This is a genomic window from Pantoea rodasii, from assembly GCF_002095465.1.
In the GTDB taxonomy this organism is placed as follows: Bacteria; Pseudomonadota; Gammaproteobacteria; order Enterobacterales; family Enterobacteriaceae; genus Pantoea; species Pantoea rodasii.
This window is the reverse complement of the sequence record NZ_MLFP01000021.1, coordinates 53,365-79,750: the sequence shown is the minus strand read 5'-3', so window position 1 is coordinate 79,750 and position 26,386 is coordinate 53,365. Positions and strand designations below refer to the sequence as shown.

The following is a 26,386-nucleotide window of genomic DNA, read 5'->3' as shown; positions in this document are numbered from 1 at the left end:
AACGTCCTCACCTAAACGAAAAAAAAGCTGCCACTTTCACAGTGACAGCCTTTGCATATAGGGCGTTAACTGACGAGCATTAGGCCTGAGCCGGGTGCCTCATATCAATCTGCAAACATCAAACTGCGTCGTACAACGTCTGGTCACGCGTCTCTTTACAGGCAATCAGCGCGATTAGCGTGAGAACCGCCATCGAAGCCAAGTAGAAGCCTACTGCCTGCAAACCATAATGGGCGTTCAACCAGGTCGCAATATATGGCGCAACAGACGCACCGAGAATCGACGACAGATTGTAGGAGAAGGATGCGCCGGTGTAGCGCACTTCAGTCGGGAACAGCTCTGGCAGCAGCGCGCCCATTGGGCCAAACGTCAGCCCCATAATGCTCAGGCCCAGCAGCAGGAAGCCCATCACCAGAATCTGCGAGCCAGAACCCAACAGAATCGGGAACATCAGCGCAAAGGCAATGATCATCAGGGTAATGGTGATCATGGTGCGACGACGGCCATAGCGATCCGCCAACAGACCAGCAATCGGCACCATCACACCAAAACCAATCACCGCCACCATCAGCATCCACAGGAAGCTGTTACGCGAATAGCCCAGACCTGCAGGCGCAGGCGCCGTACCGTAGCTCATGGAGTACACGGTCATAATGTAGAACAGCGTGTAAGTGGCCAGCATGATGAAGGTGCCGAGAATAGTGGCGGTCATATGCTTGCTCAGCAGCGTACCGATTGGCATTTTGACCTGCTTATTCTCCTTCTGCACTTTGGCAAACACCGGGCTCTCATGCAGTGAAACGCGCACATACAGACCAATTAATACCAGCACCGCAGACAGAATAAACGGCACACGCCAGCCCCAATTCATAAACTGCTCATCGGTCAGCAGCCAGGAGAGCAGCAGGAAGGTGCCGTTGGCGAAGAAGAAGCCAATCGGTGCACCGAGCTGCGGGAACGAACCATACAGCGCACGTTTTTTCGCTGGCGCATTCTCAGTTGCTAACAGTGCGGCTCCGCCCCATTCGCCACCTAAGCCCAGACCCTGACCAAAACGCGCCAGTGCCAGCAGCAGTGGTGCGGCAACGCCAATGGTTTGATAGCTCGGCAGCAGGCCAATCAAAACAGTGGAGACGCCCATGGTCAGCAATGACGCCACCAACGTGGCTTTGCGGCCCACGCGATCACCAAAGTGACCGAATAGCGCAGAACCAATCGGGCGCGCGACGAAGGCAATGGCGAAGGTCGCCAGCGACTGCAATGTAGCGACGGTTGGATCACCCTGCGGGAAGAAAATATGCGGGAAGATGATCACTGCCGCAGTGGCATAAATATAGAAATCGAAGAATTCGATCGCGGTGCCGACAAGCGATGCCACAACCACTTTTCCGCGTGAGTTTACGGGTGTGTCGTCGTGTTTATTGTCGAGTGTTTCTGTGATGGAGGCTTGCATAACTGTTTCTTAATTGTAAATGTAGACAGAGAATCTTACGCACCTGTTTTGCGGCATTCAATGGCGAAAACCCGCGTCAGAACAGGCATTTTCGGCGAAAAAGTGGATAATCTCTGTGTTGCGGCAATCGGCGGGGGATGGGAACGGGAAGTGTCACTTTTTTGGCGGGAATCTCTGCAAAAGGGCCAAATTAAAGTGACCCTTTAGCGTTTCCTGCTGGTTTTTGCTGAAATAATAGCCAGCAGGAAACATTTTTAGCTGTTACGGCAAATGTAACAAATATGCGGCGTTATTTTCCCTGATGCGGCTGCGGCATCTCCACATCATCTTTGTATTTTGCCGTGGCGATCCACGCGGCGCAGAACAGCGTCAGGCGGGCAAAGAAGTAGAAAAATGCCATCAGTCCCAGCACTGAGCCAAAGGCGGCGCCGGACGGTGAGGTCGCCAGTTTCGGCAGCGTCAGCGTCATGACAAATTTGATCACTTCAAAGCCGATTGCCGCCAGCAGCGTGCCACGGAACAGCGCTTTTTTGCGCGGCTTATGGCGCGGCAGAATCCAAAAGATCCACAGGAACAACAGATAGTTGGCGAAGATGGAGATCGACAACGCAATAATGGTCATCGCGGGACGCAGCCACTCAATATCCTCCAATCCTAGCGCGTTAACGATGGCTGCCTGCGCGGCACCGGCAATTGACGTCAGCGACAGGGTAATCACCAGCGCCAGCATCAAACCCAGCAACGACAACAAATCACGTGCATATTTCTTCCACAACTTCTCCTGATCGTCCGGCTTGCGCTCCCACACATCGCGCGACTGTGCACGCACCGCCTCGCGCAGATTGCCCATCCAGTTGATGCCGGAGTAGAGCGCCAGCAGCAAACCGGTCAATCCGACCGTTGCACGCTGCTGAATCGCGGTGTTCACGGTGTTCTTCAACGTGGTGGCCAGTGTCGGATCGCTGATGCTGTTAACGATTTTGTTGATCAACTCGGTGAGCAAATCCTGATTCGACGCCAGCACAAAACCGACAGCCGCAAAGGAAACCATCAAAATCGGTATCAGAGAAAGGAAAGAGAAGTAGGTGATCGCCGCGCCAAACTGGCTGCCGAGGCGATCGTTAAAGCGATCCAGCGCGCGCATAAAATGCGCCACCGCCGGGATGGCCTGAAACCAGGCCGCAAAACGCGACACGTTCTGGATCGAGCCATCCACGGTTTTGTTGCCGGTCTTAATATCAATCAGCGGCTTCTGTTCAGCCGCGGGTTCTTTGTTAGGTTTGTCTGTCATAGACGATAAGCATCCTGTTCACTGCGAAATTAAAATTATAGCTTGTCAGGTGACATACTCCTGCAAGACATGGCTTAACCACTCCATAAACACCCGCACACGACGCGCCACGTTGCGGCGATGCGGATAGAGCAACGAAATCGGCATCGGCTTGGCCGGGAAGTGGTGCAGCACCTCGACCAACTGTCCCGATTCCAGCAGTGGCTGCACGCCAATCGCCGGCACCTGAATAATCCCCAGCCCGGCAATGCAGGCAGCGCGATAGGTTTCGGTGCTATTCACCGTCACCACGCCGCCGGTTTGAACGTAATGGCACTGCTTACCATCAAAATATTCAAATCCCAAAGAGGGCTGTCCGAGCTGCTGGGTGTAATGCACCATCGCATGCTGCGCGAGATCTTCGAGGCGCACCGGCATGCCGAAGCGGGAAAGGTAGTCGGGACTGGCGCAGTTAATCAAGGCATGTGATCCGATTTTACGCGCGATCAGGCCAGAATCTTTCAGCTCACCCACGCGGATCACGCAGTCAAAGCCTTCACGAATCACATCCACCTGACGATCGCTGCTGCTAAGCTCAATCTCAACGCCGGGATAATGCTGCAGAAACTCTGGCAGACGCGGCAGGATAAAACCGGTGGCCATCGCCACCGACATATCAACGCGCAGCTTGCCGCTTAAGGTGGCGGGATCGTGCTGGAACAGGCTGTCCATGTCATCGAGCATCGACAATAAGTCGAGACAGCGATCGTAATACACCAGCCCATCCTGCGTCAGATGCACGCGGCGTGTGGTGCGATGTAACAGGCGCGTCCCCATTTGATTTTCCAGCGCCTGTAACTGGCGCGATACGCTGCCTTTCGGTAAGCCGAGGCTCTCTGCCGCACGGGTAAAACTGCCCATTTCTGCCACCCGCACAAAAACCTGCATTGCGTGAATTTTATCCATGTTGTTCACCGATTGTTGTTGTTAGTGAAACAGTGCTGCGTATTCCTCTGAGTTTATAGATCAATTTATAGCGAATATCCTTATCCCGTGTTCAATTTTCCATCTGGAGCGAAACATGAGTCATAAAATTGCATTGATTACCGGCGGTAACCGCGGTTTGGGCAAGAATGGTGCGCTGAAACTGGCAGCCAAAGGCGTTGATATTCTTTTTACCTATCGCGGCCATGCTGAAGAAGCGCAGGCGGTAGTGAAGGAGATCGAAGCGTTGGGCGCACGCGCCGTGGCGCTGCAGCTGGATGTGGGTGACAGCAGCACCTTCGACACCTTCGTAGCGCAGGTGAAATCGACACTGCAAAATACCTGGCAGCGCGACAACTTTGATTATTTAGTGAACAACGCCGGACACGGTCACTACAAGCTGTTTGCGGAAACCACGGAAGAGGAATTTGATGCGCTGATCAATGTGCACTTTAAAGGGCCTTACTTCCTGACGCAGAAGCTGCTGCCACTGATTATCGATGGTGGCCGCATTCTGAACGTCTCCAGCGGATTAACGCGCATGACGCTGCCGGGTTCAGGCACCTATGCCTCGGTGAAAGGGGCGATGGAAGTGCTGACGCGCTATCAGGCCAAAGAGCTGGGCGAGCGTCGTATCCGCGTCAACATCCTGGCGCCAGGCGCGATTGAAACCGACTTTGGTGGTGGACGCGTGCGTGATACCAAGGATCTCAACGATCACATCGCCTCGGTGACCTCTCTGGGTCGCGTTGGCCAGCCAGATGATATTGGTGATGCCATCAGCGCCATTCTGAGTGAGGAAACCGGCTGGATCACCGCGCAGCGTATTGAAGCTTCAGGTGGGCAGGCGTTGTAAGAATGCGCGATAAATCAATCGCGCCGCTACGCAACCGTGCGGATGGCCATAGCGGTGCAATATATTCCGTGATAAATCGCGCCGCTACGTAATCGTGTGGATGGCCACTGCGGTGCAATATATTGCGCGATAAATCGCGCCGCTACGTAACTGTGTGCAGATGGCCGTAGCGGCGCAATTTATTGCGCGTGTTTTAGATCTCAATCGTCCCGTCAATCACCGTCACCGTCTGGCCGCCAATCCAAATGGTCTCGCCGCTAAAACTCACCTGAATCCGTCCCTCACGCTGAATGGCGCTTCCCTGACGTGCGCGATAATCCTGCGTTTTCCCCTGCGCGGCAAAGTAACGCGCCAGACAGGCGTTGGCGCTGCCGGTCACTGGATCTTCGGTCAGGCTGCCGTTCTCAACCAGCAGCGCGCGTACCTCAACTTGCTCGCCGCAATCCTCTGGCAGCGGACCAAAAATCGCGGTGCCATTCACATCAGCGTGCTTCTGCAAACGCAGCAGATCCGCCGCGCTGGCTTGTACCTCCAGTACCGCCTGCGCGCTGTTCATTGGGATCAGCAGCCAGCGAATGCCCATATCGACAACGGTCGGCGTCTGGCTGGCATCAAAGGCTTCGCTGTTCAATGCGCTGCTCATCAACGCATCATTAAAGGGCGTCAACGTCGCATTGGGTGCCGCGAAGGCCAGCGCACCATTCTCGCTAATCCGTACATCCACCAGGCCAACGCCGCACTCTTGCACGATCTTGCCTGGCGTTTTCAGCGTCCAACCGGCTTCCAGCAGCGCATGGGCTGTACCGAGTGTCGGATGCCCGGCAAAGGGCAATTCTCCTTCGGTGGTGAAAATACGCACCCGGTAATCCGCTGCGGCATCTTGTGGCGGCAATACAAAGGTGGTTTCAGACAGATTGGTCCAACGCGCGATGGCTGCCAACTGCGTGTCACTTAATCCTGCGGCATCCATGATCACGGCCAACGGATTACCTTTAAACGCCGATGAGGTAAACACGTCCACTTGTTTAAATGCGACCTTCATTGTCACTCCTGCTTGATTAAGGGTGTATTACATCTGGATTTACATCCTGCCGATTGCTAATGACAGCCAACAGGACTATGAATAGATTAAGAATTCTGGAATCGGAGTCCGCTATGTTAAAAGTGCTTGGTCGTACATCTTCAATTAACGTGCGCAAAGTTCTGTGGCTGTGTTCAGAACTGGATCTCGCCTATGAGCTTGAACCCTGGGGTGAGACCCGCAATCATTGCACTCGGTGGAATTCATGGCGCTCAACCCGAATGCCATGGTGCCGGTGATCATCGACGATGATCTCGTATTGTGGGAATCCAATGCCATTCTGCGTTATCTCGCCAACAGCTACGGCGGCGACTGGCTCTACCCCGAGAATCCACGTGCGCGAGCGCCGGTGGATCAGTGGATGGACTGGCAAGCCACCGAACTCAACACTTCATGGCGCTATGCGTTTATGTCGCTGGTGCGCAACTCGCCGGCACATCAAGATCCGCGCCTGCTGGCCGCGGCAGTGAAAGGCTGGACGCACACCATGAACATTCTTGATCAGCATCTGCAAAAAAACGGGCGCTATGTCGCAGGACGTAACTTCTCGCTGGCGGATATTCCGGTCGGACTCGCCGTCAACCGCTGGTTCGAAACCCCGCTGGAACATCCCACTTTCCCGGCGGTGCAAACCTATTATGAGCGTCTGACTGAGCGCGAGGGTTACACCACCTGGGGCCGCAACGGCAAACCCTGATCCTGTCCCGGCGCAAGGCCCGTGATTTCGCAGGCCAGCGCGCCGGTGCGCTTCAGCGCCCACGTATAACGTTCATCAAACGGATAGCAGCACGAGAGGCGCAGCGCGTGTTTGTAACGATCGCTCAGCGTGTAGAGCGCGCCCGGCGTGACGCAAATCTGCTCCTGCAATAATCGATGGAACATCTCCACGGTGTCCACTTTACCCGGCAACTCCACCCAAAATACAAAGCCACCTTTTGGCAGCGTCGCGCGCGTTCCCTGCGGAAAATGGCGCGCCATGATGCCGCGCGCCGCATCGAGATTGGCGGCATAGCGGCGGCGCAGCGAGCGCAGATGATGATCGTACCCGCCGCTCGCGAGGAATTCGGCGAGGGTTTCACATAACAGCCGCGATTCAGACATCGAAGAGACGGCTTTCAAACGGGCAATGGTTTGGTGGAAGCGACCGGCCGCAGTCCAGCCCACGCGGAAATCCGGCGCCACGGTTTTGGTAAAGCTGGTGCAGTAAATCACCCAGCCATCGCTGTCAAAGGCTTTCACCGGCGGTGAGAGTGGCCAGTCAAACTGCAGCTCGTCATACAGCCCATCTTCCAGCATTGGAACATGGTAAGTACTCACTAACTTTGCCAACCGCTTCTTATTCTCCAGTGGCATCACATAGCCGAGCGGATTCTGCGCGCCGGGCATGGCGATCAGCGCCTGAATACGTTTTTCCTGTAACAGCATCTCCAGCGCATCCAGCGACAAGCCTTGCTGGGGATCGGTGGGAATCTCCAGTGCCTTCAGGCCCAGCGACGCCAGCAGTGGGAACAGAAAGAAGTAGGTGGGCGACTCCAGCCCAATGCAGTCACCCGGTTTCGTTACGGCACGCAGCGCCAGTTGTAACGCTTCCATGCAGCCGTGGGTGAGGGTGATCTCTTGCGCGGTCAGGTTGATACCGTTATGCAAACTGCGGCGCGCTATCTCCTCCCGTAAGCGCTCACTACCCGGCGGAAGCGCGTAGCGTCCGATAATATCGGGGTTATGGCGTAAAATGCCTGAGGTAATTCGCCCCAGTCGCGCAGCCGGATAGAAGGTGCCATCCTGCGGGCAGGCCAAAGAGATGTTGGTGTAATCGGCATTATTCTGCGCGGCAAACACCTGCTCAATCAGCTCCAGTTTCTGCGTGCTGGGATCGTTAATTTTTGCTGGCAGCGGTTTGACCGGGCGCGTCACGGCGGGCATCACGCCACGCACGTAGTAACCCGATTGCGGGCGGGCTTCAATCAAACCGCGATCTTCGAGAATTTGCCAGGCATTGAGCACGGTATTAACGCTGACCTGATGCGATTGCGCCACGCGTCGGATAGCGGGCAGCCGTTTTCCCGGCTTCAGGGTGCCCTGATGAATCGACTCGGCAAAGCTGTCGGCCAACTGCTGATACAGCGTTTGACCGGATGAGAGTGGAAGGGACACAAAAGCCTCCGCGCGCGATGGGTACAATCGAAATTAACATTAACTGTATCCATCACAATAGTGGTTTTGTGTCTCTGTTTCCATTGGCGTGTACGCATTAGCATGATGTTAACTTTGGACCATCAGGAAGCGCATCATGCTCGACCCTTCATTCTTCAGCTACGTCACGGTGATGTCGATCACCCCCGGCCCGAACAATCTGTTGCTCGCTACATCGGGCGTCAATTTTGGTTTCAAGCGCACGCTGCCAATGCTGTTTGGCATTCTGCTCGGCTGTGCCATACAGATGCTGTTGGCGAGTATGGCGCTGGACGTGCTGCTGCACTGGATGGCGTCGATTCGCCTGCCGCTGACGGTAGTGGGGTGCAGTTACTTGCTGTGGCTGTCATGGAAAATCTTTCGTGCCGCAGCGCCAGAAGCGCGTGAACGTCCGCGCCCAATGACGCTGGTGGGCGGCATCTGTTTTCAGGCGGTGAATCCGAAAGCCTGGCTGATGGTCACCAACGTGGCGCTGATGTATGCCAACAGCAACGGTGTCATCACCGTGTTGCTGGGATTCGCCGCGTTGAATTTGCCGTGCATCCTGATCTGGGCTGCCCTGGGCGATCGTCTGCGCACTCACCTGCAGGTAGCATGGAAACGCCAGGCGTTTAACAGCCTAATGGCACTGTCGCTGGTGGCCACCACAGGATGGATGTTGTATGACGCGGTGCTGCTGAGCTGAAGCCAGACATGCAGCAAGCAGCAAAGGGTCGCCAGAGTTGGCGGCCCCTGTGTATTAAAGACCCACAAGGCTCTCTAAAGGAATGCCAAACTGCTTGTGCAGATTGCGAATCATCTCCAGAGACAAAGAGCGTTTGCCGTTTAACACTTCATAGACGCGATTACGTCGGCCTATGGCAGGCTCCAGATCTTTGGCGGTTAATCCCTGTTGTTCCATACGAAATTTAATCGCCTCAATCGGATCAGCAGCTTCAATGGGATAGTGCTCTTTCTCCCACGCTTCAATCAGCATACTCATCACAATCATATAATCGCTTTCTGGTGTGCCCAGCTCAGGGACATCATCAAAGAGCGGAGAGATGGCCTCAAGGGCCGCTTCGTAATCGAGTTCGTTGTGAATGGGTTTAATGGTCAGTGTCATTTACGTTGCTCCACTGTGTTTGCGTCAATGGCATCGTACTCCCGGTGTGTGCCGATAAATTTTATAAAAATCAGCTTCTGCGGGTAAGCGATGGCCGCAACCAGTCGATAATCATTTCCCTTAATGTTAAATACCACGCGACTGCCTTTCAAAATGCTGGCGCTGCGGTATTGATCCTTGATGTCTGCTGGATTTGACCAGTTGGCCTTTTGCGCTTCATCAATCCAGGCTCTTAACGGCTGAGCTGAGTCGGGGTTCGCCGTCATGAACTCCCTGAGTGTCCGTACCGATATGATTCTCATGTCGCGCATCGTAGTCCCGCATTGGGACTATAGCAAACTTATATCCCAATTTGGGACATTTCTCGCATTTAGCCATAAAAAAAGGCCGCTTGCGCGGCCTTATCATCATTCATGGGCAATCAAGATTGCCTTGTTACTTTCCCACCACGTGCGCCGTCTCGCGGGCTTCGTCGTTGGCCGCATCTGGCGTCACGATCGGTGCGTAGTCGAGTTGCAGTACACGGCTGGTTTCCGCCAGGATTTTCTCGGTCAGTGCCACATCACCGTTCATCTTACGGCCCCAGGTTGGGATCACCGTACGGATTTTGGTCTGCCATTCCGGTGAACGCATTTGCTCCGGGAAGGCTTTCGCCATCAGCTCCAGCATAATTGGCGCCGCAGTCGATGCACCAGGTGAAGCGCCGAGCAGGGCAGAAATCGAACCATCTTCAGAGGTCACGACTTCCGTGCCTAAGCGCAGTACGCCGCCCTCTTTCTCATCGTTCTTGATGATCTGCACACGCTGGCCGGCAGTGACTAAACGCCAGTCTTCCTGCTTAGCCTGTGGCACGTAGGCACGCAGTGCTTCCATGCGATCGGCTTCACTTTGCAGTACTTGATCGACCAGATATTTCACCAGGTCAAAACTCTTCAGGCCAACCTGCATCATCGGTAACAGGTTGCTGCCGTTCATCGCGCCGAACATATCCAGCAGCGAACCCTGTTTCAGGAATTTGGTTGAGAAGGTGGCGAACGGGCCAAACAGCAGCACCTGTTTGCCATCCAGCACGCGGGTATCGACATGCGGTACTGACATCGGCGGAGCGCCAACGCTGGCTTTACCGTACACCTTCGCCATGTGCTGCTGCACCACTTCTGAATTCTCGGTAACGAGGAAGGAGCCGCCCACCGGGAAACCGGCATAGCCTTTCACTTCCGGAATACCGGATTTTTGCAGCAGTGGCAGCGCTGCGCCGCCCGCACCGATAAACAGCTGGCGGGTGGTCAACAGGCGATTTTCGCCGTTGGCCAGATTATGCAGCGAAACCTGCCAGCGACCATCGCTCAGGCGCTTAATATCACGCACTTCCTGACGCAGGCGCAGGCGGAAATTGGCTTTCTTCTCTAACGCAGCAATCAACTGGCGTGTCACTTCACCGAAGTTCACGTCGGTGCCCATGTCGGTCCAGGTGGCGGCCACTTTCTGTTTGCTGTCACGGCCGTTCATCACCAGCGGGATCCACTGGCTGATCTGGTCGCGATCTTCTGAATAGTTCATGCCACGGAACAGGGTGCTTTTTTGCAGCGCCTGGAAACGTTTGCGCAGGAACTCAACGTTATCGTCGCCCCAGACAAAGCTCATGTGCGGCGTACTGTGGATAAAGCTTTTTGGATTGCGCAGGTTGCCTTTCTGAACGTGGTACGCCCAGAACTGACGGGAAATCTGGAATGATTCGTTGATCGCCACTGCTTTCGCTATGTCGATGCTGCCATCCGCCTTTTGCGGCGTATAGTTCAGCTCGGCCAACGCGGCGTGGCCGGTACCGGCATTATTCCAGCCATTGGACGATTCCACCGCGACATCGTCGAGGCGTTCCACCATCTCAATCGACCAGTCCGGCTCCAGATCCTGCAGCCATGCGCCTAAGGTGGCACTCATCACGCCTGCGCCGATCAGCAGTACGTCGACATCCTTTCGTTCCTGAAGGTTTGCGCTATCCATACCAGCGGCGGCGAGCGCCAGGTTTACCGCAGTAGTGCTCATGAGGCGACATCTCCTCTCTCTGTTGACCTGAAGCTCAACAGGTTCGCAGGCGAAACAGCCACGCTTCTTTCGAGCGCGTCGCGCTATTTCTCAAAGGTTAAGACTCAGGTTTAAGTCATAGGGACGATAACGGTTAACTGCACGTTATGCATATGCATTTGAATATAACATTCTCGTATCGGAATTAAACGTTTGTTTATTTTTTAAAGGCGGAAATGATTCAGCATAAGAATTAATCAGCTCAACCCCGCTGTCATAAGGGATTTTTATCCCTTAATCAGAGAGTTATGGTAATGCAGTTGTTGCGATATTGTGAGAGGGATAAGCCGGGGAATGCGCAGGTAGTGAGCTGCGTCACATCTTAAGTTCATGATAAGGATAAGTTTGTGATGAATTGATTATTTATGCGGTTTTTATGTTGCGTGATATTTCGCCAGGTCGTGTAAAATTAATGTTACATTTTTGTGGGTTTTAATTTCCCCGCCGCGACACAGAGAGGCCAGAGGAAAAATGCATTACGCGGCGGTGAGGGATCACTTCTTCGCGAGCAGACGCCATGCAAAACGAATCACAAAAAACTCCACCGCGCCCAGCAACAGGAACCACAGGCAAAACACGATAGTGTAGAGCTGATTAAGATCCTGCAAATGCATCATCTCCTGAATCCGTCTGGACAATTCCAGGCCAAACTGAGGTGCAGGCAGCAGTAGCGCAGAAAGAAAGCCCAGCAGCAAGATGCCACCAGGAATAATCAGCGTTTCAAACGGGTTTTTCATCGCAGCATTCCATATCAATAAGCGTGAGCATTAGCGCATAAAACCGCGCTAACGTGCAATCCCCGTGCCGAGCAGGCATAAGAAAATTCTTCTATTCCATTCACTTAGCGCAATAAATAGCGCCAGTTAAGAGTTATAGCCTTTGCTATACTTAAATCCCTGATTTTACTGTCTTTTTTTGGTGGTTTTGCGTGCTAGACTGCGCGCACTTTTTCATTACTGAACAATAGATGCGGAAAATCGCTGGTTTGAACGCTTTTTCTGTAGCATTGATTGAAAACCCATGACATTTATCGCAACTCTGATTTTGGCCTTTGGTATGTCGATGGACGCCTTCGCCGCAGCACTGGGCAAAGGCGCATCCCTGCATCGCCCGAGTTTCAAAGAAGCGCTGCGCACCGGTTTGATCTTTGGTGTGATTGAAATGCTGACGCCGCTGATTGGCTGGGCGATTGGCCTGGCTGCCAGCCGTTACATCATGGCGTGGGATCACTGGGTGGCATTTGGTCTGTTAACGGTGCTGGGCGGCCGCATGATGATGGAAGGTTTCCGTCAGACGGCTGAAGAGCCGTGCGAAGCGCCACAGCGTCATGGTTTTATGGTATTGGCCATGACCGCCGTGGCAACCAGCCTTGATGCGCTGGCGGTCGGCGTCGGCCTGGCGTTCCTGCAGGTCAATATTGTACTCACCGCGGTAACGATTGGTGCTGCCACTACCATTATGGCCACCACCGGCGTGATGGTCGGACGCTTCATCGGCCCCGTGATGGGCAAATGGGCCGAAGTCTTGGGCGGAGTCGTGTTAATTAGCATTGGTTGTACCATTCTCAGCGAGCACCTTGGCCTGTTCAGCTAGTTCAGGCATCTGCCAAAACCTCATTTTTGTGATCTGGCTCAAAAATAATTGCGTGAAAAACGCGCGTTAGTTATACTTTTCGCGTATTTCTTCAACAATTTTTGAGCCAGGTATCCAATGAAACGTTTTTTCCGCTATGTGTTTCGTGCATATGTTGAGACTTTCAAGCACGTGCCGCCCGGTGCGCTGAATTAAGTCCCAGTAATACCCTCGATAATCGCGGTCAGGGATCGACCTGTGGTTATCAATGATTTTCTTATCTCCCCCGTTCAAAAACGCCTCGAATTTTCTCTCTATCAATAGCTTAGTACCCTTAACCATCAGTTTTCGATCTGGCTATAACCTGATGTTATACCCCGCCACCAAACAAGCATTCGTCACCTCTTAACCCGCATGGAATAGTCAATTCAGGCCCTATAACCCGTCTGAAACGAGAAACATCATGCTTATCCCACAACCCTATTTGCTCTTCCTTGGCGATGTCACCGATCCACTGGCTGCTAAAACCGCTCGCGGCATTCACGTCTGGCGACCAGAACAGTGCGTGGGCGAAATCAAACTGCCGGGCTGTACTGTCAGCTTAGGTCTGGACGTGCTCGACATCGCTACGGCGAAAGAGCGTGGCGCAAAAACGCTGGTGCTCGGCACCGCCAATGCCGGTGGTTATTTGCCAGAGCATTGGCTCGACACCGTTAAAGGCGCAATCAAAGCCGGGATGAATGTGGCGAGCGGTTTGCACCATCGTCTGGTGGATGAGCCAGAGCTGGTGGCGCTGGCCGAAAAATTTGGCGTTGAGCTGTTTGACCTGCGCCATATGCGTCCAAAACTGAATGTCGGCAGCGGTAAGAAGCGCACAGGTAAGCGTGTACTTACTGTCGGTACAGATTGCTCAGTCGGTAAGATGTACACCTCGCTGGCGCTGGAAGCGGCGATGCATGAACGCGGCATGAAAGCCGATTTCCGTGCCACTGGCCAAACCGGCATTTTGGTGGCGGGTGAAGGTATTGCCATTGATGCCGTGATTGCCGACTTCATCGCGGGCGCGGTCGAAGCGCTGTCACCGGCCAATGACGCCGACCACTGGGATATCGTTGAAGGTCAGGGTTCGCTGTTCCATCCTTCTTACGCGGGCGTCAGCATGGGCCTGATTCACGGTGCACAGCCGCACTGGCTGGTGATGTGCCACGAAATGGGCCGCCCTCATATGCGCCACCTGCCGCATCAACCGATGGTCAGCCTGAAAGATTGCGTGGAAGCCAACCTGCGCGCGGCGCACGTCACCAGCGACAACGTGCAGCTGGCCGGTTTCGCCATCAACACCTCGAACTACAGCGAAGCAGAAGCCCGTGCGTTCTGTGCAGAAGTCAGTGCCGAATTTGGCGTGCCCGCTACCGATCCGGTGCGTTTTGGTATCGCCGATATCGCTGCGCTGCTGCAGGAGCGTGGCTAAGATGCGGCGCATGCAGATTGAAGTGATCGAGCTGCCGCTGGCGCGCCCTTTCGCCATCTCACGTGGCACTCGTACTGCCGTCACCGTCATTCGCGTCACGCTGGAGCAAAACGGCTTTATTGGTCGTGGCGAGTGCACACCGACGCCGCGCTACGATGAAACGCCAGACAGTGTGCAAGCGCAACTGGAAGCGATGCGAGAGGATGTGGAAGCGGGCTTGAGTCGACTCGATCTGCAACGCCGTTTATCTGCCGGTTCAGCGCGGAATGCGCTGGACTGCGCGCTGTGGCGCCTTGATGCCGCGCTGGCGAAGCAGACGCTGTGGCAGCAGTGCGAACGCGCTGCACCGCCATCGGTGATCACCGCCGAAACCTTAAGTCTCGATTCCATCGAAAACATGGCCGCTGCCGCCGCTGATGCGGTGTCGCGCGGTGCCATCCTGCTAAAAATCAAACTCAACCGTGACGAGATTTTAGAGAAGGTGGCGGCCATCAGAAAGGCTGCGCCACGTGCCACCCTGATCATTGACGCCAACGAAGCCTGGTCTGGCGTCGATCTCCAGAGTCTGCTTACTGCTCTGCAAGCCTTCAACATTGCCATGGTTGAACAGCCGCTGCCTGCCGGGCAGGATCAGGACCTGCAACGTTTTGCCCATCCTATTCCCATCTGTGCTGACGAGAGTTGCCACACGCGTGAAGACATCGCCGGGCTGCGTAATCGCTACGAGATGATCAACATCAAGCTGGATAAGTGCGGCGGTCTGACCGAAGCGCTGGCGATGGTGGAAGAGGCACAAAAGCTGGATATGCGCCTGATGGTGGGCTGCATGCTGGGCTCTTCACTGGCGATGGAAGCAGCGCTACCTGTGGCGATTGCTGCGGAACATATCGATCTGGATGGCCCGATTTGGCTGGCTGCCGACAGTTCCCCCTTCCTTTCTTACTCTCAGGGCCGAATCTGGCTGTAACCGCAAGAGGCAACGATGACGGACACTTTACTCTCTCCCAACGCCGCCAGCGTTGCCGGTTCCGCGCCGGTACTCGCGATTCAGGATCTCAGCGTCTCGTTTCGCGGTCGTAGCGGCGAAAACCAGGCGCTTAAAGGCATCAGCTTTGCCATTCACCCCGGTGAAATTGTTGCTGTGGTGGGTGAAAGCGGCTCGGGCAAATCGGTCACTTCTCTGGCAGTAATGGGCTTACTGCCGGCGTCAGGCCGTATCGATCGCGGCAATATGCAGTTCCGCGATCGGCAGGGCAAAGCACACGCGCTGGAGAAGCTGGATGAAAACCAGCGCCGCACCTTGCGCGGTCGTGAAATGGCGATGATTTTTCAGGAGCCAATGACCTCGCTCAATCCGGTGCTGCGCGTGGGCGATCAGCTTACCGAAGCCCTGCGCGATCAACAGCTGTGTGACAAACCTACTGCCATTGCGCGAGCACGTGAGCTGCTGCGCCAGGTGCGCATTGCCGATGTCGATCGCGTGATGAAAAGCTATCCGCATTCACTGTCAGGCGGCATGCGCCAGCGCGTGATGATTGCCCAAGCGCTGGTGTGCGATCCGCAACTGCTGATTGCCGATGAACCGACCACCGCACTGGACGTCACGGTGCAGGCGCGCATTTTGCACATCCTGCGCGATCTGCAACGTGAGAAGCAGATGGCGGTGCTGTTTATCACCCATGACATGGGCGTGGTGGCGGAAATCGCCGACCGCGTGGTGGTGATGCTGCGCGGTGAAGTGGTGGAACAGGGTACGGTGACAGAGATCTTCAACGCCCCGCAGCATCCTTATACCCAGGCGTTACTCGCCGCAGTACCGAAACTGGGCGATATGCGTGAACACGCATGGCCACAGCGTTTTCCGTTAGTCGGCGCGCAGCCCACCGATAGCGGTGAACAGCGCACGGCACGTTACGACGAAACACCGTTGCTCGATGTGCGCGGTTTAAAAGTTTATTACCCGATTCGCAGCGGCATCTTTTCGGCGCTCACCCATCAGGTGCATGCGGTGGAGCAGATCGATTTCAGCCTGTGGCCGGGCGAAACCCTGGCGATTGTCGGTGAGAGCGGCTGCGGCAAATCCACCACTGGCCGCGCGCTGATGCGCCTGATTAACAGCCAGGCCGACAGCATTCATTTCCAGGGCAGTGAAATCGCCAACCTGAAAGAAGCAGAATTCCAGCCGCTGCGTCGTGAAATTCAGATGGTGTTTCAGGACCCCTATGCGTCGCTCAATCCGCGTCTCACCGTCGGTTTCACCATTGCCGAGCCGTTAATGTTGCACGGTCTGGTGAAGTCACTGGAAGAGGCCACGCCACAGGTTGAAGCCTTACTGAAAAGCGTGGGCCTGCTGCCCGAACATGCGCAGCGCTATCCGCACGAATTCTCTGGCGGTCAGCGCCAGCGTATCGCCATCGCTCGTGCCATGGCGCTGAAACCCAAAGTCATCATTGCCGATGAAGCCGTTTCGGCGCTGGATGTGTCGATTCAGGCGCAGGTGGTGAACCTGATGATGGACCTGCAAAAGCAAACCGGCGTGGCGTGGATTTTCATCTCGCATGACATGGCGGTGGTGGAGCGTATCGCCAATCGCGTGGCGGTGATGTATCTCGGGCAGATAGTTGAACTCGGGCCGCGTCAGTCGGTGTTCAACCAACCGCAACATCCTTATACCCAACGTCTGCTGGCCTCCGTGCCAGTGGCCGATCCCCAGAACCGTCAACCCCGCACTTTCGAAGACAGCGAAATTCCATCGCCGCTGCGCAAGGTGGGTGAAACGGTCATTAAACCCCGTTACCGCCAGGTTGCGCCGCAACACTGGGTCGCTGACGACATTGCATCGCGTTAACACTCAATACCAGGAGATTTCATGAAATCGATTTTTCGCCGTTCGTCACTGGCTGTTGGATTGACCCTTGCGCTGGCTGTTGCCGCGCAAGCGCAGGATCTGCGCATTTCGATGTATGCCGATATCACCGGCCTCGATCCGCACGACACCTCAGATAACGTCAGCTATTCCGTGCAGAGCGGGATGTTTGAGCGTCTGTTCCAGTTCGATGCGCAGATGAAGCTGCAACCGTGGCTGGCGACCAGTTACACCAGCAATGACAGCGCCACCGAATTTACCCTGACGCTGCGCAAAGGCGTCACCTTCCAGGACGGCACGCCGTTTGATGCTGAAGCGGTAAAAACTAACCTCGATCGCCTTGCCGATCAGACCAAAGGCCTGAAGCGTAACAGCCTGTACAAGATGATTGCCAAAGTCACGGTGCTGGCACCGGATCAGGTAAAAATCGATCTCAACCAGTCATTTGGTGCCTTCATCAACACCCTGGCGCATCCGTCAGCGGTGATGTGGAGCCCGGCAATCCTCAAACAGTATCCAGAAGAAGCGCAGCTGCGCCTGCATCCGGTCGGCACCGGTCCGTTTAAATTTGTGCAGTGGCAGCCGGGCAAAGCCGTTTCATTGGTGAAGTACGACGGTTACTGGCAGAAGGGTTGGCCGAAGGTGGATAACGTGACCTTCTCGCCAAGCCCGGAAGATGCCACGCGTGTTGCCGCACTGAAATCAGGGCAGGTTGATGCGATCTGGCCGCTGCCATCGGATCTGATCGCCACTGTACAGAGCGACAGCAAATTAGCGATCCAGCGCGATCCCAGCATTTATCTCTACTACATGGCGATCAACACCCAGCACAAGCCATTGGCGGATGTGCGCGTGCGTCAGGCAATCAACTACGCCATCGACCGCAATCTGTGGTTGAAAGTGGCGTTTGCTGGCATGGGTAAACCGGCTTCTTCCGCGATGCCGGAAGGCGTGCAGTTCTACCAGAAGCAGAGCGAGCCGAATTATCACTACGCGCCGGATGAAGCCAAAGCGTTGCTGAAAGCCGCAGGGTATCCGAACGGGTTGGATCTGAAACTGTGGACCACCAACACCACCGCCAGCGTGCGCGCGGCGCAGGTGCTGAAAGCCCAGTTGGCCACCGTCGGCATTCGCGCCACGGTGACGCCGATGGATTCCGGCACGCGTAACGCCAAGCTGTGGGGTGTGAAGGATCCGAAAGAAGCAGAATTCGACCTCTACTACGGCGGCTGGTCAACCTCGACCGGTGATGCGGACTGGGCGCTGCGTCCATTGTATGCCACCGAATCTTGGGTGCCGACCTCGTATAACGTCTCGTACTTCAGCAATCCGGACGTGGATAAAGCGATTGCCGGTGGATTAGCCACCGCCGATCCCGCTAAGCGCGGTGAAGCCTATGCCGAAGCGCAGAAGCTGCTGTGGAAAGATGCGCCGGTCGCGTTCCTCGGCACGCCAGATAACCTGGTGGGCAAGCGCAGCAACCTGAGCGGCGTATCGATGCTGGCAGACGGCAATTTCATTTATACCCTGGCTTCATTCAAGTAACGAGATGCGGTTATGGGTCGCCAGAAATGGCGGCCCTACATTGCAGGGTGCGCATTTATGCGCGCCTGGATACCCATCGAAAAGGAACCGCATGTTTTCATACATCATTCGCCGACTGCTGGAGATGATCCCAGTTCTGCTGGTGGTCTCGCTACTGGTGTTCGGCTTTATCAAGCTGCTCCCCGGCGATCCGGCGCGTATTTACGCCGGACCAGACGCCCCGATCGAAGCGGTCGAAGCCGCACGCCAGCATCTTGGCCTCAACGATCCGTTGCCACAGCAGTACGTCAACTGGATTGGTGGGCTATTACGTGGCGATCTCGGTGTCACCTACCGCACGCAACAACCGGTGTTGGAGGTGATTAAGCAGGGCTTTATGCCAACGATGTGGCTGGCGCTGGCGGGCTTTGCGTGGTCGGTGATTCTCGGCTTGTTTCTCGGTGTGCTGGCGGCGCTGAAGCGGGGGAAATGGCAGGACTGGACGCTGATGAGCGTGGCCGTCGGCGGCATCTCGATGCCGACCTTCTGGCTCGGCCTGCTGCTGATCCAGTTCGTCGCCATGCCATTTGGCCTGTTCTCGGTGAGCGGTTTTAACAAAGCCAGCGACATCATATTGCCCGCTATCACGTTGGGTTCTTCCGTGGCCGCCGTCATGGCGCGTTTCACCCGCTCGGCGTTCCTTGAGGTGGCGCAGGAAGATTACGTGCGCACCGCCAAAGCCAAAGGACTGCGCAACCGTCTCGTGACGTGGAAACACGTGATGCGCAACGCGCTGATCCCGGTGATCACCATGCTCGGTTTGCAGTTTGGTTTTCTGCTCGGCGGATCGATCGTGGTGGAGAGCGTCTTCAACTGGCCCGGTTTGGGCTGGCTGTTGATCGAGTCGATCAAAGCGCAGGATCAACCGGTGATTCAGGCGCTGGTGATGCTGTTCGTGTTTGAATTTATTGTGATTAACCTGCTGGTGGATCTGCTGTACGCCGTGGTCAATCCAGCCATTCGCCTGCGACAGGAGTCGTGATGAGTACACAATCTCTCTCTGCCGCGTCGTCACAGACCATTCGCTCGCCGTGGCGCGATTTCCTGCACGCTTTTGTGCGCAATCCGCTGGCGCTGGTCTCGGGCGGTTTTGTCTTATTGCTGGTGCTGGTGGCGATTTTCGCGCCGTGGCTGGCTCCGTGGGATCCAATGGCGCCAGACTGGATGGCGTTGTCCTCGCCGCCGTCAGCCGCACACTGGATGGGCACCGATGATTTGGGGCGCGATCTGCTGAGCCGTATCATCTACGGCGCACGCATTTCACTTTATGTCGGCGTGCTATCCGTGACGCTGGGCATGGTGGTGGGTGTGCTGCTCGGCTTGCTGGCGGGGTATTACGGCCGCTGGGTCGATATGCTGATCATGCGCGGTTCCGACGTGCTGTTCGCCTTCCCGGGTATGCTGCTGGCGATTGCGGTGGTGGCGATTCTCGGTCCGGGACTGAATAACGTGATTATCGCCGTAGCGGTATTCAGCGTGCCGGTGTTTGCCCGCATCGTGCGTGCCTCAACGCTGTCACTCAAACAGGCTGCGTATGTCGAAGCGGTACGCTGCGCCGGTGCACCGGATCGCGTGATTATGCTGCGCCATATTTTGCCGGGCACGCTCTCGAATGTGATTGTCTATTTTACCATGCGCATCGGCACCAGTATTCTCACAGCGGCAGGCCTGAGCTTTATCGGCCTTGGTCCTGAACCGGATGTGCCGGAGTGGGGCAATATCCTGGCAATGAGCCGCAGCATGATGATGGCGGGTTTATGGCACGTCAGCGTGTTCCCCGGCCTGGCCATTTTTATTACCGTGCTGGCGTTTAACCTGCTGGGTGATGCACTGCGCGATACGCTCGATCCCAAACTGAAGAGCTAAACATGGATTTTCAACAACTGCAGCGCGATCTGCTGCTGCAACGCTGGCGCACGGAGCGCCAGCTCGGGCAACCGCGCAGCGCCTGCGGGGACACCAATCGTATCAGCGATGTACCCGGAGTGCGCGTCGGTCATCACACGCTGGCAGACGGTGAACGGCAAACCGGCGTCACCGCGATTGTGCCGCCGGGCGATAACCTGTTTTTACATCCGTTGCCCTGTGGCGCGGCGGTATTCAATGGCTTTGCCAAGCCGGTGGGGTTGGTGCAAATCGAAGAGTTGGGCGTGCTGCAAACGCCGATTCTGCTCAGCAACACGCTGGCGGTGGGCACGCTGTTTACCACGCTGGTGCGCGATGCCATCAGCCGTAATCCAGAGTTGGGCCGCAGTCTGCCGACCGTCAATCCATTGGCGCTGGAGTGTAACGACGGCTGGCTGAATGACATTCAGGCGCTGGCCGTTACCGAAACCATGGCGCAGGACGCGCTCGATTCTGCACAGGCCGATTTCGCCCGTGGCAGCGTCGGTGCCGGGCGCGGCATGAGCTGCTTCAGTTTGAAAGGCGGCATCGGCAGCGCGTCGCGCTTAATTCCTTCACTGAATGCCACGTTGGGCGTGCTGGTGCTGGCTAACTTTGGTGCACTAAATGCGTTAACGCTGGATGGCGTGCGACTCGGCGAGTTGATTGGGCCGTTGTTGCCAGAACTGACGCCGCAGCGCGATGCCGGTTCCATCATCATCATTATGGCTACCGATGCACCGCTGGATGCGCGCCAGCTCAAGCGCATAGCCAAACGCGCGGGGGCGGGATTAGGCCGTTTGGGCAGCTATTGGGGACATGGATCCGGTGATATTGCTGTGGCGTTTTCCACACAAACGCAACCAAATCCGCCGGAAGATGCGGCACTGGAACCGCTGCTCGCCGCCGCCGCCGATGCCACCGAACACGCGGTGCTGGATGCGCTATTAAGTGCCGAATCGGTCACGGGTTTTCGCGGCCATCATCGTCCGTCACTGACGCAGGTGCTGGATGAATTAATCAAACCGTAGCGGCACAATTTATGGTGTGTCTTTTAGCAATGCTTGCAGCCGGCTTAAAGTTGTCCCTGACGCACAGTTACCCGTAGCGGCGCAATTTATTGCGCTTATGACAGCGACTCAGCGGCTGCAAAGATGCGCGATAAATCGCGGCGCTACAGTATGTGCGGTTAACCCGTACAGGGTTTAACTCACTACCCGCATGGAATTTACCTAACTCATGAAAATATTCATCTCTGCTGACATTGAAGGTATCGCGGGCGTGATGCGTCCGGAACAGTGTTCACCTGGCCATGCGGAACACCAGCTGGCGCGTGGGCTGATGGAACAGGAAGTGAACGCCGCCATCGAGGGCGCGTTTGCGGGCGGAGCCACCGAAGTGGTGGTGGCCGACAGCCATGCGCAAATGACCAACCTGCGCGCGGAAAACATCGACCCGCGTGCGCGCATGGTGCAAGGCAAACCGCGTGGATTATCGATGGTAGAAGGCATTGAGCAGCAGCCTTTTGATGGCCTGTTCTTTATCGGCTATCACAGCGCGGCGGGCGAACCCGGCGTGCTGGCGCATACCATCAACGGCCGCGCGTTCTGGCGCATCCATATCAACGGCAAAGTGATGGGCGAAAGCGATATCTACGCTGCCGCCGCCGCCGAGCAGGGCACACCGCTGTGGCTCGTAAGCGGCGACGATCAGCTGCAAGGGTGGATCGGCGAACACTATCCGTCTGTGGATTACGTTTGCGTCAAACGCGCGATTTCCCACACCTGCGCCGAATCCATCAGCCCGCAAGCGGCACAAAACGCCCTTCGCGCTGCTGCCACCGCTGCGGTACAGCGTGCGCGGCAGATCAGCACTACACGTTTGACCGCACCTTATGAGATGCAGTTACAAGCCAGCAAACCGGTACTGGCGGATCTGTTCTGTCTGATTCCCGGCGTCACCCGGATTGATGGCGTGACAGTAGGCTATCGCGCCGAGCAGATGGGCACGCTGATTAGCCTGTTAAGCGCATTCTCCTATCTGGCCAGCACCCAGTCGTAATTTTTGTGCGCATCAATGCGCACCCTACAAATGCTCGGAAGGCTGCCATGACTGCACACCTAACGGATGTTTGCAGGGTTGCCATGGATGGCAATCAATAGATCAGCGATCACGCATCAACGCTTAGGCACATTATTGGCAGGTCGTACCGCATTTCCTGCTGGCTTTTGGTAATCTGCGCGCAATTTATATATAACAACGAGGCAGTCATGCAGCTCTGCAGTTTTTATCTTATTGACCAGGAAAGAAAAAGTTACGGAATCGTGTTGGAAGAGGGTGTGATTGATGTCGGTTCGCGCCTCGGTGCGGAATGCCCGGACCTGAAATCTTTATTACAACGCGGCGCGGTCAGCGACCTGCAAGCCTTTAGCTCACTGCCAGCGGATCACCCGTTCAGCGCTATCCGCTTTCTGCCGGTAGTGGAAAATCCTGGCAAAGTGTTCTGTGTCGGCATGAACTACGCGGACAAGCGCAAAGAGTTTGCTGAGACTATCGAAGCGCCGACGCTGTTTGTGCGCTTTGCCGATTCCCTGGCAGGACACGAGCAGCCACTGTTGAAACCGGCCACCACGCAGGAGTTTGATTACGAAGGCGAACTGGCGGTGATCATCGGTAAAGCGGCCTATCAGGTTAAAGCAGCCGATGCACTGCAACACGTTGCCGGTTACAGCTGCTTTATGGATGCCACGGTGCGTGACATGCAGTTCACCTGGTTCACCGCCGGAAAAAACTGGCAGCAGACCGGTGGCTTTGGTCCGTGGATGACCACCTCAGATGAGATCCCCGATCCGCAACAGCTGGCGATCAAAACCTGGCTGAATCAGCGTGAAGTGCAGAACGATACCACTGCCAGCATGGTGCATCCGGTGGCGAAAATCATTGAATACATCTCGGCGTTCAGCCGCTGTCAGCAGGCGATGTGATCATCACCGGTTCACCGGGTGGCGTCGGTAAAAAACGCACGCCACCGCTGTTTATGTTCCCCGGCGATGTGATTGAAGTGGAAATCGAGAAGATTGGTCGTTTGCGGCACCACATTGTTTGATCATTGGCGCTTAAATGAACCGATTGCCATTTAGGTGAAATAATATTTCATTCTGTGGCAGGTGATAACGCCGTCTGATGCCGCTCAGGGGCTGGCGGTCCTCGCGCCGCTCACGCGGTGCCTTCACTTCATTCGTCTGCCTGACGGACCGGCGGGATGGCACATCCTGTGCCGGCCCGCCTTTCGCCCCGCGTCCGGCGGGCTCTCCTGGCATACTCATTCTGTTCAGCGCTGCGGATTGCCAGCCCCCTTACGGCACCAGCCTGCTCTGAAGCTTCAATGCGCGTGGTGAAAAAGGGCACAATAGTTGAGGCCAGCGCACCTCTGCTGCTGCAAGGGCTATCCGCAGCGCTGAGGCTTTTACGTTGGGCCAGGAGCCAGTCGCAAGGATGCGACTGGCAGTTCGGGTTGGCCTGGATGGCCTTACCCCGAACGGTCCGCCCGGCGCGACGTGGAAGCCGAAGGCACCGCGTCAGCGGCGCGAGGACGGCCCGGTAGCAGCAGAGGTGCGCTGGCCCGCACCTCTGCATTCTAACCCAAACAAAAAAGCTGCCACTTTTAACAGTGGCAGCTTTTGCGAATGTGATTTTCATCGACCAGCTTCACGTCATCAAGGGCGACCGCTTATCGCGTAAAAGTCACCACGCGGCTGCGATTCAACAGCAGCCGCACTTTGTCGCCTTCCCGCGCTATCACAAAACGTTTTTCCCACGGTCCATCCTGCGCGGTGGCGAGCACGCGATCGCCGCCCAGCGATTGCAAACTGGCATGAATCGCCGCCGGGCCGATGCCCATCACCAAACGGTCACCCTCAATCACCATTTCACTGCGCCACGGCTGTGCAAACCAGCGGCCTTGCAGGTTATCAAGGCTGGCGCTGTCCGCCTGCACTGGCACAAAACGGCGTGCCGCATGGCCAATCTCACCAACAATCGCTTCACCCTCATGGCGTAGCGTGATCGGGAAGGTGCTGGAGAGCGACACCGCATCGCCGTGCGGATCGGCGCGCCACAGCGTTTCCCCGGCACCGAGCCAGGTGGCGGTCACACCCTGAATGTCCAGCCAGTCGGCGGCGTTTTCCGCCACGTATAAGCCTGGCGTCAGATCGTGACCCTTCTCTGGCAACGTGCGATTGAGCAGCGCCGCCATCACCCGCAAGGCACTTTCCGAGGTCGCCACATCTTCACGGTTAGCGACAATCGCCACGCCCAGCTTCAGCTCGGGATGCAGCAGGAAATAGCTTTTATAACCCGCGTGCGATCCGCCGTGCCCGAACAGCGTCTGGCTGCCCAACGTGGAACTGGTGATACCCAGTCCGTAACCGCTGGTGCGGCCATCGTTGAGGTTGCGCGGGGCGCTCAGTCGTTGCAACACGTCCGCGCCGGGTCCGCTGTCCGCCAGCAGACTTTGCAGCCAGCGCGTCAGATGATTGACGCTGCCGGTGACACTGCCCGAGGCGGAAAGATGTAATCCAGCGCTGGAGAGCTGCCACTGCGCGCCGTTTTGCCAGTAACCCGGCACCAGTCCCGGCACAATATCGAACCAGGTTTCCGGCGCGATCAAGCTGATATCCAGCGGCTCGCAAACATACTGTTGCAGCAGGTCGTTGAACAACACGCCTTTGGCTTTCAGCGCCTCTTCCACCAGACGGTAACCGGTGTTGGTGTATGAGATCTCGCTGCCCGGCGGATAGCTGAGATCGCCTTCCTGAGCGACAAAATCCAGCAGTTCGGCGGCGCTGGTGGCGTTGTACACCGACAATCCCAGCAGCGACAGGGTTTCACGCACGTCGGGCAAACCGCTGCTCATATCCAGCGCCTGGCCGACGGTGATCTGGCCGTTGGCACCCGTGAGTTGCGGCAGATGCTGCACCAGCTTGTCGTCGAGTTGCAGATAGCGGCGGCCCGGCCCGGTGACCAGAGCGGCAAATAGATGCTTGGTAATCGAGGCAAAACGCACCACGCTGTCGGCGCTGAACGGCGTTTGCTGCGCCAGATCGGCCAATCCGGCGCAGTGCGTAGCGTGAATCTGATGGGCATCAAACAGCACTATCGCACCACCCGGTGCGCCGGGCTGCTGCCAGCCCTGGGTAATGTGCTGCGCCACCTCGGCGGCCTGTTGCCAGTTCGCGGTCATGCCGGTTCCTCCAGCGTCATGCTGAGATCAAACAGTTGAGCGGTATGCGGATGCTGGATGCGCCGCGCACGTAAATCCTCCGCGCTCAACTGCTCCACCATCTCACCATGCTGCATCACCCCGATGCGCTGGCACAGATGCGTCACCACCGCGAGGTTATGCGTCACCATAATGTAGGTGAGTTTGCGCTCAGTGCGTAGATCGCTGAGTAAATTCAGGATTTCCGCCTGCACCGACACATCCAGCGCCGATGTCGGCTCATCCAGCAGCAGCACTTCCGGCTCGGCAATCAATGCGCGGGCAATTGCCACGCGCTGACGCTGACCGCCGGATAGCTGGTGCGGATAACGGAAGCGCACGGCGGCCGGTAAGCCGACTTCGCTTAGCGCCTGGCTGATGCGCTGTTCCGCGCGATCGAGTTGATGCACCAGCAGCGGCTCATGCAGGATGCGGTCGATGGTTTGACGTGGATGCAGCGAACCAAACGGGTCCTGAAACACCATCTGCACCTGACGATAGAACGCGCGGCTGCGTTTGGCGCCCAGTTCCATACCGCCAAATTTCATGCTGCCCTGCCAGTCGGCATTGAGCCCGGCGAGGGCGCGCAGAATGGTGGATTTGCCTGAGCCACTTTCGCCGACCATGCCAAAGCTTTCGCCGTTGGCCACCGCGAAGCTGACGTCTTTCACCACTGTATGCGCACCAAAGGCGATGCGCAGGTTATCGATTTCAATCATAAA

At 56.3% G+C, this 26,386-nt stretch carries 23 protein-coding genes and 2 pseudogenes; 14 read left to right on the top strand and 11 right to left on the bottom strand.

Going from position 1 to position 26,386, the window contains the following annotated elements:
- Positions 1–118: 118 nt before the first annotated feature.
- The 3 genes from HA45_RS20515 to HA45_RS20505 all read right to left on the bottom strand — a co-directional run bounded on the left by HA45_RS20515 (position 119) and on the right by HA45_RS20505 (position 3,689).
- Positions 119–1,453, bottom strand: coding sequence for an MFS transporter (locus tag HA45_RS20515; protein ID WP_100701945.1), 1,335 nt, complete (start codon positions 1,451–1,453; stop codon positions 119–121).
- A gap of 289 nt (positions 1,454–1,742) precedes the next feature.
- Complete coding sequence (yhjD, locus tag HA45_RS20510) at positions 1,743–2,744, bottom strand: inner membrane protein YhjD (protein WP_100701944.1); 1,002 nt, start codon at positions 2,742–2,744, stop codon at positions 1,743–1,745.
- Between the two features lie 45 nt (positions 2,745–2,789).
- On the bottom strand, positions 2,790–3,689 hold the full coding sequence (locus tag HA45_RS20505) for a LysR family transcriptional regulator (protein WP_100701967.1): 900 nt from the start codon (positions 3,687–3,689) through the stop codon (positions 2,790–2,792).
- Between the two features lie 115 nt (positions 3,690–3,804).
- Between HA45_RS20505 and HA45_RS20500 the strand changes: the two genes are divergently transcribed.
- A complete protein-coding gene (locus tag HA45_RS20500; protein ID WP_100701943.1) occupies positions 3,805–4,563 on the top strand; it encodes an SDR family NAD(P)-dependent oxidoreductase in 759 nt (252 codons plus the stop codon).
- A gap of 193 nt (positions 4,564–4,756) precedes the next feature.
- On the opposite strand, the gene HA45_RS20495 is transcribed toward HA45_RS20500, so the two are convergent.
- On the bottom strand, positions 4,757–5,605 hold the full coding sequence (locus HA45_RS20495) for a PhzF family phenazine biosynthesis protein (protein ID WP_100701942.1): 849 nt from the start codon (positions 5,603–5,605) through the stop codon (positions 4,757–4,759).
- Positions 5,606–5,718: 113 nt separating this feature from the next.
- Between HA45_RS20495 and HA45_RS20490 the strand changes: the two are divergent.
- Positions 5,719–6,341, top strand: a pseudogene (locus tag HA45_RS20490) (glutathione S-transferase family protein).
- Here HA45_RS20490 and HA45_RS20485 read toward each other — a convergent pair.
- Positions 6,308–7,798 carry an aminotransferase-like domain-containing protein gene (locus HA45_RS20485; RefSeq protein ID WP_100701940.1) on the bottom strand — a complete coding sequence of 497 codons (1,491 nt, stop codon included), beginning with the start codon at positions 7,796–7,798 and terminating at the stop codon, positions 6,308–6,310. The pseudogene HA45_RS20490 and the gene HA45_RS20485 overlap by 34 nt on opposite strands.
- 136 nt (positions 7,799–7,934) lie before the next feature.
- Between HA45_RS20485 and HA45_RS20480 the strand changes: the two genes are divergently transcribed.
- Positions 7,935–8,522 (top strand): LysE family translocator, encoded by a 588-nt coding sequence (locus HA45_RS20480; protein WP_100701939.1) that lies wholly within the window; start codon positions 7,935–7,937, stop codon positions 8,520–8,522.
- A gap of 54 nt (positions 8,523–8,576) precedes the next feature.
- Here HA45_RS20480 and HA45_RS20475 read toward each other — a convergent pair whose 3' ends face one another.
- From HA45_RS20475 to HA45_RS20460, 4 genes are all read right to left on the bottom strand, one after another.
- Positions 8,577–8,942 (bottom strand): helix-turn-helix domain-containing protein, encoded by a 366-nt coding sequence (locus tag HA45_RS20475; protein ID WP_100701938.1) that lies wholly within the window; start codon positions 8,940–8,942, stop codon positions 8,577–8,579.
- Positions 8,939–9,244: a type II toxin-antitoxin system HigB family toxin gene (locus HA45_RS20470; RefSeq protein WP_100701966.1), complete on the bottom strand. Its 306-nt coding sequence runs from the start codon at positions 9,242–9,244 to the stop codon at positions 8,939–8,941. Before HA45_RS20470 ends, HA45_RS20475 begins: the two co-directional genes overlap by 4 nt.
- 133 nt (positions 9,245–9,377) lie before the next feature.
- Entirely contained in the window at positions 9,378–10,988 is a 1,611-nt protein-coding gene (gene mqo, locus HA45_RS20465; protein WP_100701937.1) for a malate dehydrogenase (quinone), read from the bottom strand.
- 533 nt (positions 10,989–11,521) lie between these two features.
- A complete protein-coding gene (locus HA45_RS20460; protein WP_100701936.1) occupies positions 11,522–11,764 on the bottom strand; it encodes a DUF1158 family protein in 243 nt (80 codons plus the stop codon).
- Positions 11,765–12,047: 283 nt separating this feature from the next.
- Between HA45_RS20460 and mntP the strand changes: the two genes are divergently transcribed.
- From mntP to HA45_RS20410, 11 genes and pseudogenes are all read left to right on the top strand, one after another.
- The gene (gene mntP / locus HA45_RS20455) at positions 12,048–12,620 is read left to right on the top strand and encodes a manganese efflux pump MntP (protein ID WP_100701935.1); all 573 of its coding nucleotides are present in this window, start codon (positions 12,048–12,050) and stop codon (positions 12,618–12,620) included.
- A 117-nt stretch (positions 12,621–12,737) separates the two neighbouring features.
- Entirely contained in the window at positions 12,738–12,815 is a 78-nt protein-coding gene (locus HA45_RS29435; RefSeq protein WP_495524944.1) for a hypothetical protein, read from the top strand.
- A 247-nt stretch (positions 12,816–13,062) separates the two neighbouring features.
- Positions 13,063–14,070 (top strand): N-acetyltransferase DgcN, encoded by a 1,008-nt coding sequence (gene dgcN, locus HA45_RS20450; protein ID WP_100701933.1) that lies wholly within the window; start codon positions 13,063–13,065, stop codon positions 14,068–14,070.
- Position 14,071: 1 nt separating this feature from the next.
- Positions 14,072–15,037: an N-acetyl-D-Glu racemase DgcA gene (gene dgcA / locus HA45_RS20445; RefSeq protein ID WP_100701932.1), complete on the top strand. Its 966-nt coding sequence runs from the start codon at positions 14,072–14,074 to the stop codon at positions 15,035–15,037.
- A gap of 15 nt (positions 15,038–15,052) precedes the next feature.
- Positions 15,053–16,918, top strand: coding sequence for an ABC transporter ATP-binding protein (locus HA45_RS20440; protein ID WP_100701931.1), 1,866 nt, complete (start codon positions 15,053–15,055; stop codon positions 16,916–16,918).
- A 21-nt stretch (positions 16,919–16,939) separates the two neighbouring features.
- Positions 16,940–18,481 carry a glutathione ABC transporter substrate-binding protein gene (locus HA45_RS20435; RefSeq protein WP_100701930.1) on the top strand — a complete coding sequence of 514 codons (1,542 nt, stop codon included), beginning with the start codon at positions 16,940–16,942 and terminating at the stop codon, positions 18,479–18,481.
- A gap of 91 nt (positions 18,482–18,572) precedes the next feature.
- Positions 18,573–19,502: an ABC transporter permease gene (locus HA45_RS20430; protein ID WP_100701929.1), complete on the top strand. Its 930-nt coding sequence runs from the start codon at positions 18,573–18,575 to the stop codon at positions 19,500–19,502.
- Positions 19,502–20,386, top strand: a complete 885-nt coding sequence (locus HA45_RS20425) for an ABC transporter permease subunit (RefSeq protein ID WP_100701928.1) — start codon at positions 19,502–19,504, stop codon at positions 20,384–20,386. Before HA45_RS20430 ends, HA45_RS20425 begins: the two co-directional genes overlap by 1 nt.
- 2 nt (positions 20,387–20,388) lie before the next feature.
- Entirely contained in the window at positions 20,389–21,435 is a 1,047-nt protein-coding gene (locus tag HA45_RS20420; protein WP_100701927.1) for a DmpA family aminopeptidase, read from the top strand.
- 208 nt (positions 21,436–21,643) lie between these two features.
- On the top strand, positions 21,644–22,465 hold the full coding sequence (locus HA45_RS20415) for a M55 family metallopeptidase (RefSeq protein ID WP_100701926.1): 822 nt from the start codon (positions 21,644–21,646) through the stop codon (positions 22,463–22,465).
- A gap of 209 nt (positions 22,466–22,674) precedes the next feature.
- Positions 22,675–23,510 (top strand): annotated as a pseudogene (locus HA45_RS20410) (fumarylacetoacetate hydrolase family protein).
- Between the two features lie 624 nt (positions 23,511–24,134).
- On the opposite strand, the gene HA45_RS20400 reads toward HA45_RS20410, so the two are convergent.
- Together HA45_RS20400 and HA45_RS20395 are read right to left on the bottom strand one after the other, a co-directional pair.
- The gene (locus HA45_RS20400; RefSeq protein WP_100701924.1) at positions 24,135–25,646 is read right to left on the bottom strand and encodes a serine hydrolase domain-containing protein; all 1,512 of its coding nucleotides are present in this window, start codon (positions 25,644–25,646) and stop codon (positions 24,135–24,137) included.
- Entirely contained in the window at positions 25,643–26,383 is a 741-nt protein-coding gene (locus HA45_RS20395; protein WP_100701923.1) for an ABC transporter ATP-binding protein, read from the bottom strand. Before HA45_RS20395 ends, HA45_RS20400 begins: the two co-directional genes overlap by 4 nt.
- Positions 26,384–26,386: the final 3 nt, after the last annotated feature.

Excerpts from the sequence above, each read along its gene's own strand:
- HA45_RS20515 (WP_100701945.1), bottom strand. The coding sequence starts at position 1,453 with ATGCAAGCCTCCATCACAGAAACACTCGACAATAAACACGACGACACA.
- yhjD (WP_100701944.1), bottom strand. The coding sequence starts at position 2,744 with ATGACAGACAAACCTAACAAAGAACCCGCGGCTGAACAGAAGCCGCTG.
- HA45_RS20505 (WP_100701967.1), bottom strand. The coding sequence starts at position 3,689 with ATGGATAAAATTCACGCAATGCAGGTTTTTGTGCGGGTGGCAGAAATG.
- HA45_RS20500 (WP_100701943.1), top strand. The coding sequence starts at position 3,805 with ATGAGTCATAAAATTGCATTGATTACCGGCGGTAACCGCGGTTTGGGC.
- HA45_RS20495 (WP_100701942.1), bottom strand. The coding sequence starts at position 5,605 with ATGAAGGTCGCATTTAAACAAGTGGACGTGTTTACCTCATCGGCGTTT.
- HA45_RS20480 (WP_100701939.1), top strand. The coding sequence starts at position 7,935 with ATGCTCGACCCTTCATTCTTCAGCTACGTCACGGTGATGTCGATCACC.
- HA45_RS20475 (WP_100701938.1), bottom strand. The coding sequence starts at position 8,942 with ATGACACTGACCATTAAACCCATTCACAACGAACTCGATTACGAAGCG.
- HA45_RS20470 (WP_100701966.1), bottom strand. The coding sequence starts at position 9,244 with ATGAGAATCATATCGGTACGGACACTCAGGGAGTTCATGACGGCGAAC.
- mqo (WP_100701937.1), bottom strand. The coding sequence starts at position 10,988 with ATGAGCACTACTGCGGTAAACCTGGCGCTCGCCGCCGCTGGTATGGAT.
- HA45_RS20460 (WP_100701936.1), bottom strand. The coding sequence starts at position 11,764 with ATGAAAAACCCGTTTGAAACGCTGATTATTCCTGGTGGCATCTTGCTG.
- mntP (WP_100701935.1), top strand. The coding sequence starts at position 12,048 with ATGACATTTATCGCAACTCTGATTTTGGCCTTTGGTATGTCGATGGAC.
- HA45_RS29435 (WP_495524944.1), top strand. The coding sequence starts at position 12,738 with ATGAAACGTTTTTTCCGCTATGTGTTTCGTGCATATGTTGAGACTTTC.
- dgcN (WP_100701933.1), top strand. The coding sequence starts at position 13,063 with ATGCTTATCCCACAACCCTATTTGCTCTTCCTTGGCGATGTCACCGAT.
- dgcA (WP_100701932.1), top strand. The coding sequence starts at position 14,072 with ATGCGGCGCATGCAGATTGAAGTGATCGAGCTGCCGCTGGCGCGCCCT.
- HA45_RS20440 (WP_100701931.1), top strand. The coding sequence starts at position 15,053 with ATGACGGACACTTTACTCTCTCCCAACGCCGCCAGCGTTGCCGGTTCC.
- HA45_RS20435 (WP_100701930.1), top strand. The coding sequence starts at position 16,940 with ATGAAATCGATTTTTCGCCGTTCGTCACTGGCTGTTGGATTGACCCTT.
- HA45_RS20430 (WP_100701929.1), top strand. The coding sequence starts at position 18,573 with ATGTTTTCATACATCATTCGCCGACTGCTGGAGATGATCCCAGTTCTG.
- HA45_RS20425 (WP_100701928.1), top strand. The coding sequence starts at position 19,502 with ATGAGTACACAATCTCTCTCTGCCGCGTCGTCACAGACCATTCGCTCG.
- HA45_RS20420 (WP_100701927.1), top strand. The coding sequence starts at position 20,389 with ATGGATTTTCAACAACTGCAGCGCGATCTGCTGCTGCAACGCTGGCGC.
- HA45_RS20415 (WP_100701926.1), top strand. The coding sequence starts at position 21,644 with ATGAAAATATTCATCTCTGCTGACATTGAAGGTATCGCGGGCGTGATG.
- HA45_RS20400 (WP_100701924.1), bottom strand. The coding sequence starts at position 25,646 with ATGACCGCGAACTGGCAACAGGCCGCCGAGGTGGCGCAGCACATTACC.
- HA45_RS20395 (WP_100701923.1), bottom strand. The coding sequence starts at position 26,383 with ATGATTGAAATCGATAACCTGCGCATCGCCTTTGGTGCGCATACAGTG.